Source organism: Bradyrhizobium sp. USDA 241 (genome assembly GCF_049739505.1).
GTDB lineage: Bacteria > Pseudomonadota > Alphaproteobacteria > Rhizobiales > Xanthobacteraceae > Bradyrhizobium > Bradyrhizobium liaoningense.
Genome location: NZ_JBMGPZ010000005.1, coordinates 1,735,447 through 1,750,884 on the forward strand (window position 1 = coordinate 1,735,447; position 15,438 = coordinate 1,750,884).

General features: G+C 61.7%; 13 protein-coding genes and 2 pseudogenes. 12 read left to right on the plus strand and 3 right to left on the minus strand.

Annotation, left to right across the window (positions count from 1 at the left end; genetic code table 11):
• Positions 1 to 655: 655 nt before the first annotated feature.
• From ABIF91_RS30130 to ABIF91_RS30155, 6 genes and pseudogenes are all read left to right on the plus strand, one after another.
• Positions 656 to 1,999 (plus strand): IS1380-like element ISBdi2 family transposase, encoded by a 1,344-nt coding sequence (locus tag ABIF91_RS30130; RefSeq protein WP_424578699.1) that lies wholly within the window; start codon positions 656 to 658, stop codon positions 1,997 to 1,999.
• A gap of 349 nt (positions 2,000 to 2,348) precedes the next feature.
• On the plus strand, positions 2,349 to 2,792 hold the full coding sequence (locus ABIF91_RS30135; RefSeq protein ID WP_284278430.1) for a plasmid stabilization protein: 444 nt from the start codon (positions 2,349 to 2,351) through the stop codon (positions 2,790 to 2,792).
• Positions 2,792 to 2,947, plus strand: a pseudogene (locus ABIF91_RS30140) (DNA primase); the annotation flags it as partial. The gene ABIF91_RS30135 and the pseudogene ABIF91_RS30140, both read left to right, overlap by 1 nt.
• 63 nt (positions 2,948 to 3,010) lie before the next feature.
• Positions 3,011 to 4,237, plus strand: a complete 1,227-nt coding sequence (locus ABIF91_RS30145) for an IS256 family transposase (RefSeq protein ID WP_038960272.1) — start codon at positions 3,011 to 3,013, stop codon at positions 4,235 to 4,237.
• Entirely contained in the window at positions 4,171 to 5,223 is a 1,053-nt protein-coding gene (locus ABIF91_RS30150; protein ID WP_424579553.1) for a DUF7146 domain-containing protein, read from the plus strand. The genes ABIF91_RS30145 and ABIF91_RS30150 overlap by 67 nt, the downstream gene beginning before the upstream one ends.
• Positions 5,224 to 5,553: 330 nt before the next feature.
• Positions 5,554 to 6,478, plus strand: a pseudogene (locus tag ABIF91_RS30155) (DUF2493 domain-containing protein).
• Between the two features lie 278 nt (positions 6,479 to 6,756).
• Here ABIF91_RS30155 and ABIF91_RS30160 read toward each other — a convergent pair.
• Positions 6,757 to 8,100 (minus strand): IS1380-like element ISBdi2 family transposase, encoded by a 1,344-nt coding sequence (locus tag ABIF91_RS30160; protein ID WP_424578699.1) that lies wholly within the window; start codon positions 8,098 to 8,100, stop codon positions 6,757 to 6,759.
• A gap of 338 nt (positions 8,101 to 8,438) precedes the next feature.
• Between ABIF91_RS30160 and ABIF91_RS30165 the strand changes: the two genes are divergently transcribed.
• A complete protein-coding gene (locus ABIF91_RS30165) occupies positions 8,439 to 8,738 on the plus strand; it encodes a hypothetical protein (protein WP_424579554.1) in 300 nt (99 codons plus the stop codon).
• Between the two features lie 538 nt (positions 8,739 to 9,276).
• Positions 9,277 to 9,597 (plus strand): DUF736 domain-containing protein, encoded by a 321-nt coding sequence (locus ABIF91_RS30170; RefSeq protein WP_028181624.1) that lies wholly within the window; start codon positions 9,277 to 9,279, stop codon positions 9,595 to 9,597.
• A gap of 64 nt (positions 9,598 to 9,661) precedes the next feature.
• Here ABIF91_RS30170 and ABIF91_RS30175 read toward each other — a convergent pair whose 3' ends face one another.
• The gene (locus tag ABIF91_RS30175) at positions 9,662 to 9,889 is read right to left on the minus strand and encodes a helix-turn-helix domain-containing protein (RefSeq protein WP_028181623.1); all 228 of its coding nucleotides are present in this window, start codon (positions 9,887 to 9,889) and stop codon (positions 9,662 to 9,664) included.
• A 270-nt stretch (positions 9,890 to 10,159) separates the two neighbouring features.
• On the opposite strand from ABIF91_RS30175, the gene ABIF91_RS30180 reads away from it, so the two are divergent.
• Positions 10,160 to 11,224 (plus strand): IS630-like element ISRj1 family transposase, encoded by a 1,065-nt coding sequence (locus tag ABIF91_RS30180; RefSeq protein WP_026192128.1) that lies wholly within the window; start codon positions 10,160 to 10,162, stop codon positions 11,222 to 11,224.
• Here ABIF91_RS30180 and ABIF91_RS30185 read toward each other — a convergent pair.
• Positions 11,211 to 11,519: a hypothetical protein gene (locus ABIF91_RS30185; RefSeq protein WP_424579555.1), complete on the minus strand. Its 309-nt coding sequence runs from the start codon at positions 11,517 to 11,519 to the stop codon at positions 11,211 to 11,213. The genes ABIF91_RS30180 and ABIF91_RS30185 overlap by 14 nt on opposite strands.
• A gap of 314 nt (positions 11,520 to 11,833) precedes the next feature.
• Between ABIF91_RS30185 and ABIF91_RS30190 the strand changes: the two genes are divergently transcribed.
• The 3 genes from ABIF91_RS30190 to ABIF91_RS30200 all read left to right on the plus strand — a co-directional run bounded on the left by ABIF91_RS30190 (position 11,834) and on the right by ABIF91_RS30200 (position 15,347).
• Complete coding sequence (locus ABIF91_RS30190; protein ID WP_035676552.1) at positions 11,834 to 14,527, plus strand: arylsulfatase; 2,694 nt, start codon at positions 11,834 to 11,836, stop codon at positions 14,525 to 14,527.
• A gap of 75 nt (positions 14,528 to 14,602) precedes the next feature.
• Positions 14,603 to 14,878 carry a hypothetical protein gene (locus ABIF91_RS30195; protein WP_035676553.1) on the plus strand — a complete coding sequence of 92 codons (276 nt, stop codon included), beginning with the start codon at positions 14,603 to 14,605 and terminating at the stop codon, positions 14,876 to 14,878.
• A 34-nt stretch (positions 14,879 to 14,912) separates the two neighbouring features.
• The gene (locus ABIF91_RS30200) at positions 14,913 to 15,347 is read left to right on the plus strand and encodes a DUF2721 domain-containing protein (RefSeq protein ID WP_063709778.1); all 435 of its coding nucleotides are present in this window, start codon (positions 14,913 to 14,915) and stop codon (positions 15,345 to 15,347) included.
• The last annotated feature ends 91 nt before the right edge of the window (positions 15,348 to 15,438 follow it).

Here is a 15,438-nt window from a genome sequence, read left to right on the forward strand (position 1 = left end):
GTTCAGAGAAGAGCTGAAGAACATTTTCCCGTGCTCCAGATCAAGATTTGCGAAACGCAAAGGGGTGTGCGTCAGGAAATTTCGGTCTTCCGACTGGTATTGCGCGCGTGCGGCTGCCGCCGCACCGGGCTCTCGTTGAACCGAGCCGCTTTGCGTCTCGGCCGCGCGGCGTCGATCCCTCGCGCAAGGACTAGCGGTGCTCCTCGCCGGGGGCACTCGGGAAAGGGGCTCGCCTGCGGCGATCGCTATCACTGCCCCGTTCCCGGGTGCCGCTATTGAACCGGTCTCGTTGCTGCACTCGGACCCGCGTGCCCCTTCGGGTCGCTATGCTCACGCTCTCCGGGTGCCATTTTCGGTTGAGGCGACGTGCCGTTGGCGCGCGCCCGGCCCACGCGTGCAGTCCAACCACCTCAATCCCATCACGAATGGAGCACTAGCAGTCTGTGTCGCAGATTTTGCATTCTCTCGTGGTACGCAATCTTGCCATGGCGGGCTTATACGGCGGCCTTTGAAGACAATCGCGCAATGGTGCTAGCCCGTCTTATTCGTAAGAGTGCGCCTGAGGGCTGGCGAGCGTGGTGTAAAGCGCTGATGCGGCGTAGGATTCGGTTGCGAAGCCACCCCATCACCTTCAACCGCGAACGCCACGCCCGCCATGACCGACGATACGATTCCGCCCTTCTCGTTTCCAGCCGTTCACGCCAAGAAAGTCACAGCTGCCTTCGATGGCGGTCGCCTGACCTCGAACGGGGGCGTGATGCTTCTGGCGATGGCCGAGCGGCGTCTCGGCTTGGCCGACAATCTGGCCCGGGTGTTCCCGGATCGGCGCGATCCGACGCGGGTCGTGCACAGCCTTGTCGATATGTTCCGCGCGCGCATGTTCGCGATCTGCTGCGGCTACGAGGACGCCGACGACCTCGATCATCTGCGGTCCGATCCCGCATTCAAGCTGGCCTGCGGACGGCTGCCGGACACGGGCCGCGATCTGTGTTCCCAACCGACGCTGTCGCGGCTGGAGAATGCTCCGCGCCTGCGCGACGTGATCCGACTGACCTACATTTTGGTCGACGCATGGATGGATAGCTACCCGCGCGAGCCGGCATCCGTCACGCTCGACATCGATGATACCTGCGATGTCGTCCACGGCCATCAGCAGCTCTCGCTGTTCAACGCTCATTATGACGAACGCTGCTTCCTGCCGATCCACGTCTACGACACGGAGAAGAGCCGTCCCGTGGCGGTCGTGCTGAGGCCCGGCAAGACGCCGGGCGGCGTCGAGGTGCGTGCCCTTCTGCGCCGCCTGGTACGGCATATCCGCACGCGGTGGCACAACACGCGAATTACGTTCCGTGGCGACGGGCACTATGCCCGGCCGGAGGCCATGGCGTGGTGCGAGACCAACGGCATCGACTACATCTTCGGTCTGTCCGGCACCAAGCCTCTCGCCAGAAAAGTCGACGAGGTCGCCGACGACATCCGCACCCGACGCGCCATCGAGAACCTGCCGGTTCTGCGTGGCTATACCGAGACGCGCCACAAGGCAAAGTCCTGGGATCGCGAACGGCGCACCGTCGCCCGTATTGAGGCGACGATGCTCGGCCTCGACATCCGTTTCGTCGTCACCAGCCTCGATGTCGGCTCGGCCGAGTGGATCTACGACAGCCTGTATTGCGCGCGCGGCCAAGCCGAGAATCTGATCAAGCTGCATAAGACGCAGCTCGCCTCCGACCGCACCAGCTGCCGTTCGGCGCTCGCCAACCAGGTCCGTCTCGTGCTCCATACGGCCGCTTATTGGCTGATGCTGACCGTGCGCGACGCCATTCCCAAAGTCCGGGAATTGGCCGCTGCCGAGTTCGCGACGCTGCGTCTTCGGCTCTTGAAAATCGCCGCCCGTGTCGTCGAGACCACGAGCCGCATTCGCCTTGCGTTTGCCGCGGCATGTCCCGAAGCCGACCTGATCTGCGGCTTGCCCGGCGCGCTGCTGCCGCTCGGTCCTTGACCGGCGGGGCGTCCGCCCCCGTTCGCCCAACCCATCCCTCAAGCGCGTTGCAAAGTACCGGTCGTCAGGCGGCGAAAAGCCGAAGGCAATCCTGTGCGCCTCGTCAGACAAGATGTGCGGCCGCATCAATCGGGCCCAAAAGCCGCACTCTCACGAATAGGACGGGCTAGCTTCTCCACAAGCTAGCAAAGTCATGAACTGGCTCCTTGGAGCCTTGCCGGGCCCGTGGTCGACATGATGACCACGAGCGGAGCGGGAGGTTGGAGGAGAGTGAAAGGGTTGCGCGGTTTTCCGCGACGGGTTGGAGGCCGAGAGAGAGGCTCCCGGCCGCCTGTCATGGAGAATCGAGATGACCAAGGTTGCCAGAAAATTTACACAATCGTCTTCACGCGACATCCCATCCTGCAAACCGGTAGTCGGACAATGGAACGTTCGGCCCCTTAGGTCCGCGATTTTCATCGAGCAATTCGCCAAGACTATCACGCGGCGTTCGCTGCCGCAGAGCCTCAACCTACGGCCGATTGTGGAGGTGGAGGTCGATGAAACTGGCATGTTTGAGGTGCCGGCAGACGGCATTCGCTGCCGCGCACTTGGACTTCTCACGAAGCAGAAGCAAATGGCGAAGGTGCAGGCTGCACCTTTTGTCGCACGCGAGGGAGGTCTCGGTGGAAACGAGATCATCTTCTGGAGGCTGCGCATGTACGTGCTCGCGGATGTGAGCGGCATCGAGATCAGGTTGATAGTGGTCGACAGCTATCCGCTTGTACCCATTGGCGACCGGGAGGCTGCGTAATGTCCCGCGATGCGTCCGAACTGGCACGCCGCCTCGCGCGCGAGGCGGAGGCAGTGTGCCGACACTATCTCTCCAATGGCAAGCGGTCGGGTCGGTACTGGGTTGTCGGCGACGTCCACAACACTCCGGGCCGTTCGCTGTTCGTGCGACTCCAAGGAGGGTGTCAGTAACTCGGTGTAAGATGGTTTCTGTGAGTTTACCTTTGACAGGAGACTCACATGGCTACGGATTTTTCACCTGAGATTTTGGACCAGCTTCTTGCCGGGGGCAGCCTCAAGCCAGAAGACTTAGCCGGCGAAGACGGGCTTTTCAGACGACTGAAGAAGGCGCTTCTGGAGCGCGCACTGGGTGCGGAGCTGACCCACCACCTTGGCTATGAGAAGGGCGACCCGGCGGGCCGCGGGTCGGGCAACAGCCGCAACGGCACAAGCAGCAAAGCGCTGTTGACGGACGACGGCGAGATCGAGATCGAGGTGCCGCGCGACCGCGCCGGCACGTTCGAACCGGTGATCGTCGCGAAGGGCCAGACCCGCTTCGACGGCTTCGACGAGAAGATCATCAGTCTCTACGGGCGGGGCATGACGGTACGGGAGATCCAGGGCCATCTGGCCGAGCTCTACGGCACCGAGGTGTCCCCCGATCTGATCAGCAAGGTCACCGACGCGATTCTCGACGAGGTCCGCGAATGGCAGAGCCGGCCGCTGGAAGCGATCTATCCGGTGGTCTTCTTCGACGCGCTCAGGGTCAAGATTCGCGATGAGGGGATGGTCAAGAACAAGGCAGTCTACGTCGTGCTGGGCATCACTGCATCGGGCGAGAAAGACGTGCTCGGGCTTTGGATCGAGCAAACCGAAGGCGCCAAATTCTGGCTCAAGGTCATGAACGATCTGAGGAACCGCGGCGTCGCCGACATCCTGATCGCCGTCGTCGACGGTCTGAAGGGCTTTCCCGAGGCGATCAACAGCGTCTTTCCCAAGGCGATGGTCCAGACCTGCATCGTGCATTTGATCCGCAACAGCCTATCCTTCGTGTCCTGGAAGGATCGCAAGGCGATCCTTCCCTCGATCAAGGCGATCTATCATGCCGAGAATGCCGACGCCGCTCTGCTCAGGCTCGAGGACTTCGAAGCCGAGTGGGGCAAGCGCTATCCCGCGATCGGGGCGGCCTGGCGCCGGGCGTGGGAGCACGTCATTCCGTTCTTCGCCTTCGCGCCGGAGATACGCAAAATGATCTATACCACCAACGCGGTCGAGGCGCTGAACCGTTCGCTGCGCAAGATCATCAAAACACGCGGCAGCTTCCCCAACGACGAGGCGGCGATGAAGCTGCTTTACCTCGCCATCAGAAATGCCGGCATCCATTGGCGACGACCGGTTGCATGGACGGCCGCAATGGGCCAGTTTGCCATCCAGTTCGGCGAGCGCTTTGCAGGCTCAGCGGACTGACCCCATGGGGTCAGTCCGCTGACCCCGCAAACCCCTCACAGAGACGCTCTTACACAAAACTTCTGACACTCCCACTCCAAGAAGCACCTAAAGGCCCACCGGGCAAGTGGATCGATGCTGCGACCACGGAACACGGCGATCTGCTCGACATCATCCGCGAGAGCCTAGGCTTGCGCAGTTTCCGCGAGGTCGCCGAAGAGGCGAGACGCTTTCTGAAGCTACCTCGTTCGGAGCGGCAATCTTCCCCAACTCTCGTTCGTCCAACAGTGCCGGCAGGATCTCAGAAGGCCGCCCTCCGGCTCTTTGCGATATCCAACCCGATTGGGGGAACGGCGGTGGAAACATATTTGCAGCGTCGTGGAATATCCCGCATCCACGATGATGGCAGCCTGCGCTTCCACCCACGATGTTACTATCGAGCCGACGAGCATTCGCCGACCGAGACCTGGCCAGCGATGATCGCCCGTGTCACGGATCTCGATGGTCGCATCACCGGGGTGCACCGCACCTGGCTCGATCCAGGTGACTTCGATCGGAAGCGGCTTGGCAAGGCTCCTCTTGACACGCCACGACGGGCCATGGGCGACCTGCTCGGCAACGCCGTTCGCTTCGGCGTGGTGGACGATGTGCTCGCTGCTGGCGAGGGTCTCGAGACCATGCTGTCGCTGCGCCACGTGTTGCCGACCTTGCCGATGGCAGCCGCGCTCTCGGCCAGTCACCTCGCAGCGATGTTGCTGCCGACTGGCCTGCGTCGGCTCTATATCGCACGTGACGCCGATGCCGCTGGAGATGCCGCACAGGCTATTCTCACCCAACGCGCGGAAGCTGTTAACATTGAGGTGATCCCGCTATCGCCGCAGCTGGGTGACTTCAACGAGGATCTGCAAATCTTCGGCTCCGATGCCCTTCGAGCAGCGATGCGGCTTCAATTGGCCCCAGAGGACTTTGTCCGTTTCCTCCATCGGTCGACAGTAACCGCTGGATAGCTCTGGTGCTTCGATCGGCGTGGACAGATCGATCATCGCGAGGCCGCCTCCGAAAGGTGCACGCGTCCTCGGCCTTCTCGAGGGCGATCGGACGGCAGGCGGCCCGGGTCGACAATGGCTGCGTCCGGATATTTTCCGCCGCGCGCCGGCGATGTGCAGACACAACAGCCGTCAAACGGGCGCGCTTTGCATCGCGAAGCAAAATAGCCGGCCTCCGCCATCCTCTGCTGTCGCTTCGGCCCTGTCGGGTTCTGGCCCGTTCCGCCTGCCGTCAGAGGATCGCCACGAAGGCCGCGATGGGCGCGGCCGATCCGGCAAAGGGTCCCTCCAATGATCGACCACGACGACGTTGAACCGCCGCACACCTCTTCTCCAACTGACCACGTCCTCACCGAACTACAGCTCTTCGGCTACCGTCCCTTCGACGACCAGCCTGACCCACGACCACTTCCCGACGGCAAGATGATCGTTGGCGCCGTCGCCGATGTGTTCGACGCCCTGGTCGCGACATTGAGCGACACGCGGCTCGAGCCGGACCTGGGCGATCTGCTCTGGTCGACTGTCAACCTGTTCCATCGAGCCGTCGACCGCATCGAACGCCAACTCGACGACAACGAACAGGCGCAGCAGAAGAGCCAGCGCGAGCAGAATGGCTCTGAGGTCCGATCAGTCGAACTCGAGCGCTTGACGGCCGAGGGCATCACTTTGATCGAGCGCCGCAACTGCCTGGAGCTCTTCCGCGACCAGGCCATCGAACGCTTTGAAGCGCACACCGGATCGTCCTGGCGCCCTCGATCAGGATCGCTGGTAAACCACCGCACGCTGACCGCAGCAATGATCGACTCCCGCGACTTCATCGCAGCCAAGCGTCGCGCTGAAACCGAGGTCTTGTTGCCGGCAGGACCGAAGATCGCACTTACCGGCGGGCTCGACTTCAATGACCACCACCTCATTTGGGACCGCCTTGACAAGGTTTTACGTCAAGCATCCCGACATGGTCCTGCTCCATGGCGGCTCGCCCAAAGGTGCGGAGCTTATCGCCTCCAAATGGGCGACCAATCGCAAGGTGCCTCAGATCGCCTTCAAACCTGACTGGACAAAGCACGCCAAGGCAGCCCCATTCAAGCGCAACGACGCCATGCTCGAACTCCTGCCTATCGGTGTCATGCACTTCCCGGGCACGGGAATCCAGGACAATCTCGCGGACAAGGCGAAGCGGCTCGGCATCCCCGTCTGGAGGTTCGGCGGCGCGTGAGTACCGTCTTCTCACCTCCAAACAATTGGAGCGAGGTGCATGCGCCGCAACTCTGCCTCGTTTCGATCCTATTTCCAGGTTGCGCCGTGGTGGTGGAAGTCGCGACCGCTAGCCCGTCCTATTCGTGAGAGTGCGGCTTTTGGGCCCGATTGATGCGGCCGCACATCTTGTCTGACGAGGCGCACAGGATTGCCTTCGGCTTTTCGCCGCCTGACGACCGGTACTTTGCAACGCGCTTGAGGGATGGGTTGGGCGAACGGGGGCGGACGCCCCGCCGGTCAAGGACCGAGCGGCAGCAGCGCGCCGGGCAAGCCGCAGATCAGGTCGGCTTCGGGACATGCCGCGGCAAACGCAAGGCGAATGCGGCTCGTGGTCTCGACGACACGGGCGGCGATTTTCAAGAGCCGAAGACGCAGCGTCGCGAACTCGGCAGCGGCCAATTCCCGGACTTTGGGAATGGCGTCGCGCACGGTCAGCATCAGCCAATAAGCGGCCGTATGGAGCACGAGACGGACCTGGTTGGCGAGCGCCGAACGGCAGCTGGTGCGGTCGGAGGCGAGCTGCGTCTTATGCAGCTTGATCAGATTCTCGGCTTGGCCGCGCGCGCAATACAGGCTGTCGTAGATCCACTCGGCCGAGCCGACATCGAGGCTGGTGACGACGAAACGGATGTCGAGGCCGAGCATCGTCGCCTCAATACGGGCGACGGTGCGCCGTTCGCGATCCCAGGACTTTGCCTTGTGGCGCGTCTCGGTATAGCCACGCAGAACCGGCAGGTTCTCGATGGCGCGTCGGGTGCGGATGTCGTCGGCGACCTCGTCGACTTTTCTGGCGAGAGGCTTGGTGCCGGACAGACCGAAGATGTAGTCGATGCCGTTGGTCTCGCACCACGCCATGGCCTCCGGCCGGGCATAGTGCCCGTCGCCACGGAACGTAATTCGCGTGTTGTGCCACCGCGTGCGGATATGCCGTACCAGGCGGCGCAGAAGGGCACGCACCTCGACGCCGCCCGGCGTCTTGCCGGGCCTCAGCACGACCGCCACGGGACGGCTCTTCTCCGTGTCGTAGACGTGGATCGGCAGGAAGCAGCGTTCGTCATAATGAGCGTTGAACAGCGAGAGCTGCTGATGGCCGTGGACGACATCGCAGGTATCATCGATGTCGAGCGTGACGGATGCCGGCTCGCGCGGGTAGCTATCCATCCATGCGTCGACCAAAATGTAGGTCAGTCGGATCACGTCGCGCAGGCGCGGAGCATTCTCCAGCCGCGACAGCGTCGGTTGGGAACACAGATCGCGGCCCGTGTCCGGCAGCCGTCCGCAGGCCAGCTTGAATGCGGGATCGGACCGCAGATGATCGAGGTCGTCGGCGTCCTCGTAGCCGCAGCAGATCGCGAACATGCGCGCGCGGAACATATCGACAAGGCTGTGCACGACCCGCGTCGGATCGCGCCGATCCGGGAACACCCGGGCCAGATTGTCGGCCAAGCCGAGACGCCGCTCGGCCATCGCCAGAAGCATCACGCCCCCGTTCGAGGTCAGGCGACCGCCATCGAAGGCAGCTGTGACTTTCTTGGCGTGAACGGCTGGAAACGAGAAGGGCGGAATCGTATCGTCGGTCATGGCGGGCGTGGCGTTCGCGGTTGAAGGTGATGGGGTGGCTTCGCAACCGAATCCTACGCCGCATCAGCGCTTTACACCACGCTCGCCAGCCCTCAGGCGCACTCTTACGAATAAGACGGGCTAGATTCATGCACATGGAGCCACCACCATGCTCGGCCTTGGGCTTGTTCTCAACACACTCGGCATCGGCTTGTTCTGCTGGGCGATCTTTGCGCTCGCTGTGTATGCGTTACCGTTTTTCGTCGCACTGAGTATCGGAATGACGGCGTTTCAGAGCGGCGCCGGCCTCATTGGTGCGCTGCTTATCGCAACGGCGGGCGGCGCACTGACGCTCGTCCTTGGGTCAGGTCGCCGTTGCCATTACCCCGTCCTTGACCTTGCGCATCGCCATCGCCATCGCGACCGCATTTGCTGTCTCCGCTGCCGTCGCCGGCTTTCATGTGGCGTTCGCCCTGTCCCAGATCGGCATGCCCTCGCTGGCTTGGCGTGAGATCTTCGCCTGCCCGGGTGCGGTCTGTGTTGGCGGAACAGCGTGGATGCGCTTGATCGTTTTTGCTGAGCCCCGCCCGTTCGAACTGGCCGGGGTGGTGGAGAATCCGTCACAACCAGTTCTTCCGGCTGCCACGCGCGAGGCGTGACCGTTCAGCGCACTCGTCGTCGAGCAGACTCACGTAGATCGGCGCATTGAACGAGAGATGATCGGCTTATGAGGGGGGAGGGGCAGTCGGAGTGCCTAGACCAAATCGCACCCATTTTGTACGGTCAACTAAGACTGAGGCGGAGCGGCGATGTCTCGATCGTTTCTTCGGAGACGATACCGCCCTTTGCAGCAGATTGTTTCTCTTTTCTCGCTGAATCGTTCCGACCTCTTGTTCGCAAACAACCGGGATAGCCACGCTTCTCCAGAGATTGTGGTTCAGCACGCGACCCACGTGGCTTCGTTGATGGCTTGATCTGGCCGAAGACCGGCTTCGCCTCGATCGTCTAAGCCGCAACGCCGTTGATGCGACTTTCTTCCCCTGGGGTTCGCCCATTCCTCGCGAGACAAGAAAGTCGCCACAACGACGTCCTCCGCCGCGCTCCGGCCCGTGCGGGTGCGTCGCCGATCGTCCTCGGCCCTAGATCGCCATCGAGGCCGCGGTGGTCTCGGGCTCGAAACACAACAGGAGAAGTGACATGGCTAACATCGGTTCCTTCAAGAAGGTCGGCAACGATTTCCAGGGCGAGATCGTCACCCTGAGCCTGCAAACCAAGGGCGTCCGCATCGTCGCCGAGACCAACCGGTCCAACGACAACGCACCCAGCCACCGCATCTATGTGGGGCGCGCGGAGATCGGCGCGGCCTGGTCGAAGCGTTCCGAGGAAGGCCGCGACTACCTCTCGCTCAAGCTCGACGACCCCTCGTTCAACGCGCCGATCTACGCGAACCTGTTCGATGACGAAGGCGGTGAAGGCTACACGCTGCTCTGCTCGCGGCCGCGCAAGACTGGCGAGTAGGGCCACTCCACCAAGCCCCGTCCGGTCCGCCGGGCGGGGCGCTTCGCGGTCGGCCTGATGCGGCCTACGATTTGCTAAGCCGCGCAGCCCTTTTGAGCAGGTCCCCAGGCTCGACCCCCAATGCTTCAGCAATCTGCCCGAGCACGGTGACGCTTGCGGATACATCGCCGCGCTCGATGGCGCCGACGTAACGGGCACTTAGACCCGCGCGCTCGGCCAGTTCCTCCTGCGTCATTTGTAGATCGTGGCGTTTCCGACGCAAGTTCACAGCCATGATCTCTTTGAGATCCATGGCGATATGGGAACTGAGCCGGAATGATCGTTCTAGGAACGATCGTTCCTATTCGTGCCCAAACATGCTATGTCTGCGGCGATGCTATGTGCGCGGCCGACTTTGGTCGCCGATTTAATTGAACGCATATCCGGATTCCAACGGGCGACGGAGGTCTGGATTGCGACCAAACCATGGCGTAGCTTATAGGCGTTCTAAAAGCGGGTATGATGCAGAAGCTATCCCTAGTACCCACTTTTCTTGGAACGTGAGTCGTGATTCAAGGTCGGGATGATACCCGAAGCAAGAGAAGTCCACCTTTCGAGGAAAGATCGCAAGGTGCTTGAGGCGTGCTGTCGCTCACCGGTGACGTTGCAGCGCGATTTGAAGCGGGCGCGGATAGTTCTGTTGGCGGCGGATGGGCGCAGCACCCGGTCGATCGCCAAGGAAGTTGGGGTCCAGCCGCGGATTGTCAGCCTTTGGCGGCATCGCTATGCCGACCATGGCCTTGAAGGGCTGCAAGACAAGCCGCGGCCTGGCAAGCAGCCGATCTATACGAAGACGACCGACAAGCGGATTCTGAAGCTGCTGGATAAGCCGCCACCGCAAGGGTTTGCGCGCTGGACCGGCCCCCTGCTGGCCGAGGCGCTGGGCGATGTCGATGTCCAATATGTCTGGCGGTTCCTGCGCAGCCACAAGATTGACCTGGTGGCTCGCAAGTCCTGGTGCGAGAGCAACGACCCGAACTTTACGGCCAAAGCCGCCGATGTTGTCGGCCTCTATGTCGCGCCGCCGGCGAAGGCCATTGTGCTGTGCGTGGACGAGAAGCCCTCGATCCAGGCTTTGGAGCGAGCGCAGGGTTATCTGAAGTTGCCCAATGGCCGCGCCTTGACCGGCCAAAGCCACGATTACAAGCGGCATGGCACCACAACATTGTTTGCGGCGCTCGAAGTCGCCACCGGAAAGATCATCGCGACCCATTCAAAACGCCGGCGCCGCGTCGAGTTTCTCGATTTCATGAACAGCGTCACCGCGGCTTTTCCGAACCGCAAGCTTCACGTCATCCTCGACAACCTCAACACCCATAAAAAGAACGAGGACTGGCTCAAGGCCCACCCCAACGTGCAATTTCATTTCACGCCGACAAGTGCGTCATGGCTCAATCAGGTCGAAGTATGGTTTTCCATCTTGCAGGGGCAGTCGCTCAGCGGCACCTCCTTCACGAGCCTCAAGCAGCTTCAGGAACACATCGATGCCTACGTCAACGCATACAACGACAGAGCCGAGCCCTTCGTCTGGACCAAGAAAAAGGTCCGTCAACGCCGTTTCAAAGGCCGCCGTATCACTCAGCTCTGATTCCGGGTACTAGATCCACATTCGCGTTGAGGTTCGCGTTCAACGTGGCCGTCAAGTTTGCGGGGATGCGGCCGATCTGGATTTCGCGTGCACGCGCCACGTCGCCGCCGGCGGACACCGAGGTGTGATAGTAGATCGCAGCCGTCGTCCAGCCCGGTTGCTGAGGCGTCGCAGCAAGGCTGCCGAACATGCCGGGAATCCAGAAGCTGATGCCGCTTTCATCGGCCAAGGCTATCGCCGGTATCGATGCAAAGGCCGCAAATGCAATGCCAGCAAACGCGTTCGTCACTCGCATGGTGACCCCTCCCGAAACACCAGATCAGCTTCCTGGGAGCGCCTGATTTGTTGCTGATAGTATGATCCAGGCGAGGGGCAGGCCATAGCTTCCGTTGCGCCGGGAATATTTGGCAGCCAGATGTGGTAACGGTACAACACTGCAGCGTTATGATACCAACGGGCATTGAGATGCGCTCCCGGGAATTTACGGACGCCGCTCCTCTGTCTCCAACGTCTCCGCTTCTGATCCGTCATCTTGATCTGTTGATCCATATCAAGCCTTTTTCTGGTCGCTGGAAAATGATGGCGCCTCATTTGAAGGGAGGAATTGCGATGAGCACTGCCCGATCTTTCTTTCTTGTCGCATTTTCACTGACCTTTGCGATTTCGGCGCCAGCATTGGCACAACAAGTCCAACAAGCTGCGCCGCCGCCCGGATCGCCTGCGGCGACCATCACTATTCCCGGCGATCAGCTGCCGCCGCCTCCGCAGAAATTCGGCGGTAAGATCGAGCGCGATGCGCGCAATTCGACACCTTTCTGGCCCTCGCGCGTGGTGCCGCCGAAGGGCGCACCAAACGTGCTGCTCATCATCACCGATGATGCCGGCTACGGCGTGCCAAGCACATTCGGCGGCGTCATTCCAACGCCTGCACTCGACCGTATCGCGCAAAGCGGATTGCGCTATACCAATTTCCATTCAACGGCGCTTTGCTCGCCGACGCGCGCCGCGCTGATCACCGGACGCAATCATCATTCCGCCGGCTACGGCGTGGTTGCCGAGCAGGCAACCGGTTACCCCGGTTACGACAGCATCATCACCAAGGACAAGGCCACGATCGGCCGCATCCTGACCGACCACGGCTATCATACGGCATGGTTCGGCAAGAACCACAACACGCCGGAATACCAGGCGAGCCAGGCCGGCCCATTCGACCAGTGGCCGACCGGCATGGGCTTTCAATATTTCTACGGCTTCATGGGTGGCGATACCAATCAGTGGGAGCCCGGCAATCTCGTTCGCAACACCACGGCAATCTATCCCTACCAAGGAAATCCCGGCTGGAATCTGGTGACGGCGATGGCGGACGACGCCATTGACTATGTGAACCGCATGAACGCGCTGTCGACCGACACGCCGTTCTTCATCAAGTTCGCGCCCGGCGCGACGCATGCGCCGCATCATCCGACCAAGGAGTGGGTGAAGAAGATCGGCGACATGCACCTGTTCGACCAGGGCTGGAACAAGCTGCGCGAGACAGTCTTCGACAACCAGAAGAAGCTCGGCGTCATCCCGCAGAACGCAAAGCTCACGCCGTGGCCGAAGGACCTGATCAAGGAGTGGGACCAGCTTTCCGCCGACGAGAAGAAGCTGTTTATCCGTCAGGCGGAGGTGTTCGCCGCTTTTGCCGCCTACGCCGACAACGAAATCGGCCGGGTGATCCAGTCGATCGACGATCTCGGCAAGCTCGACAACACCCTGATCATCTACATTGAAGGCGACAACGGCACCAGCGCCGAAGGGCAGCCGAACGGCACGCCCAACGAAGTGGCGATGTTCAACCAGATCAACCCGTCGGTCGAGGAGCAGCTCAAGTACTTCTACGACGTCTGGGGCACCGACCGTACCTACAACCACATGTCGATCGGCTGGGCCTGGGCCTTCGACACGCCGTTCTCCTGGACCAAGCAGATCGTCTCCCATTTCGGCGGCACGCGGCAGGGTATGGCAATCTCCTGGCCGGCGGTGATCAAGGACAAGGGCGGCATCCGGAGCCAGTTCCACCACGTCATCGACGTCGTGCCGACGATCCTCGAGGCCGCGAAGATCAAGCAGCCTGACATCGTCGACGGTATCAAGCAGAGCCCGATTGAGGGCGTCAGCATGATGTATACGTTCGACGCCAGCAATGCGAACGCGCCGTCGACCCGCAAGACCCAGTATTTCGAAATGTTTGCGGATCGCGCGATCTACAATGACGGCTGGATCGCCTCGACCAAGGTGTTGCGACCGCCTTGGGTGACTGCAGGCGTCAAGCTGCCAAGCCTGGCCGATTACCCTTGGGAGCTTTATGACCTGAAGAACGACTGGACGCAGGCCGAGGATGTCGCCGCCAAGTATCCTGACAAGTTGAAGGAGCTGCAGGCGCTGTTCTGGAAGGAAGCCGAGAAGTATCAGGTGCTGCCGCTCGACAGCTCAGTGGCTACCAGGCTTATTTTGCCGCGCCCGAGTCTCAGCGCCGGCCGGACGAGCTTCGTCTGGACGCGCCCGCTCACCGGCACGCCGAACGGAGACGCGCCGAGCCTGCTCAATGCGTCCTATGTCTTCAAGGCCGACATCGAGATTCCTCAGGGCGGTGCCGAGGGCATGCTGATCACCCAGGGCGGCCGTTTCGGCGGGTATGGGTTCTATGTCCTCAAGAACAAGGCCGTCTTTACCTGGAACCTTGTCGACCTCAAGCGCGTGCGCTGGGAGGGGACGGAGCTCACGCCCGGCAAGCACGTGATCGAGTTTGCCTTCGCGTATGACGGTCTCGGCACAGCGACGATGCTGTTCGGCGACTACAGCGGCATCGGAAAGGGCGGCACCGGCACGTTGAAGGTCGACGGCAATGTGGTGGCGACGGAGAAGATGGAGCACACGCTTCCCTTCATCCTGCAATGGGACGAAGCACTGGACATCGGTTCGGACACCGGCACGCCGGTCGACGACAACGACTACGCGGCACCGTTTGCCTTCACCGGCAAGATCAACAGGATCGCCCTGGACATCGACCGACCCAAGCTGAGCCCGGCTGATATCAAGCGGATGGAGGAAGCCGCGCGTGCGGCCGGCGACGGCCCGTCTGCGGATGCCGGAAAAATGGGCTCGGCGGAACCCCAGGTCTCCAGCAATATCGGCCTCAACCTGGTCGAGAAGATCCAGTTGCGGATCGACAAGCGCGAGGGTTGCCGCAAGGATGCCGAGGCAAAGGGACTTGGCATGGTGGACCGGGTCAAGTTCGTTCAGGAATGTGTTCGCCGATAGTTCGGCGCAAGACCGACGGGAAGCCAACCGGCTTGCCGTCGGCCAAATGCATGCGATGCACGATCGGAGAAGCTCATGACAAACGGCCGTTGGATATTCCTGTCAGCGCTTGCACTGATCGACGCCCCGACTGTCGGCCGCGCTGTGGCGCAGGGCGCGGAGACGGTGCAGGACATGCTCGCCGCACAGATCCGGTCGCAAGGGTTTACGTGTGACAAGGCGCTCGGCGCGACGAAGGACACCGCGCACTCGAGGGCCGATCATGCGGTCTGGGTGCTCAGATGCAGCAATGCGAGCTATCGGGTGAGCCGCGCGCCGGACATGGCCGCCAAGGTCGAACCGCTGCGGTGACGACGCGCGCGGCACCGCATCGAACGGCGGCAACATGCAAAGCGTAACCGATCTGATCCCAATCACCCCTTCGATCGACGAACTTGGCCGCATCATCGCCAATGTCGCTGCCCCGGCATTTCTGCTCGGCGCGGTCGGTGCGTTCATCTCGGTCGTGATCTCACGGGTTAACCGAGTGATCGACCGCTCGCAGTTCATTAACGGTATTCCCGCAGGCGATTCTGCAAGAGTCTTCCTGAAAGGCGATCTGCCGCGGCTTCTGAACCGGTCGCTGTTCTGCTCCGTCGTCGCAGCGATCCTCACGGCGCTCATCATCTTCGTCGCATTCGTCAGTGCGCTCCTGCAAATCGCACACGAATACGGCGTGGCGATCCTGTTCATGGCGGCCATGCTGATGTTCAGCGCCGCCCTCGTCGATCTGGCGCGCGAAACCAGAATTGCGCTTCACGACAATGACCTTCACGTGTAAGCCGAGTGGCGGAACGGCTGGAGCGGTAAGCGGACGTGACACGAGGCTCGCGAAAGAACCGCAAGGGCGACAAGCTCGGCAAGGCGCCAGC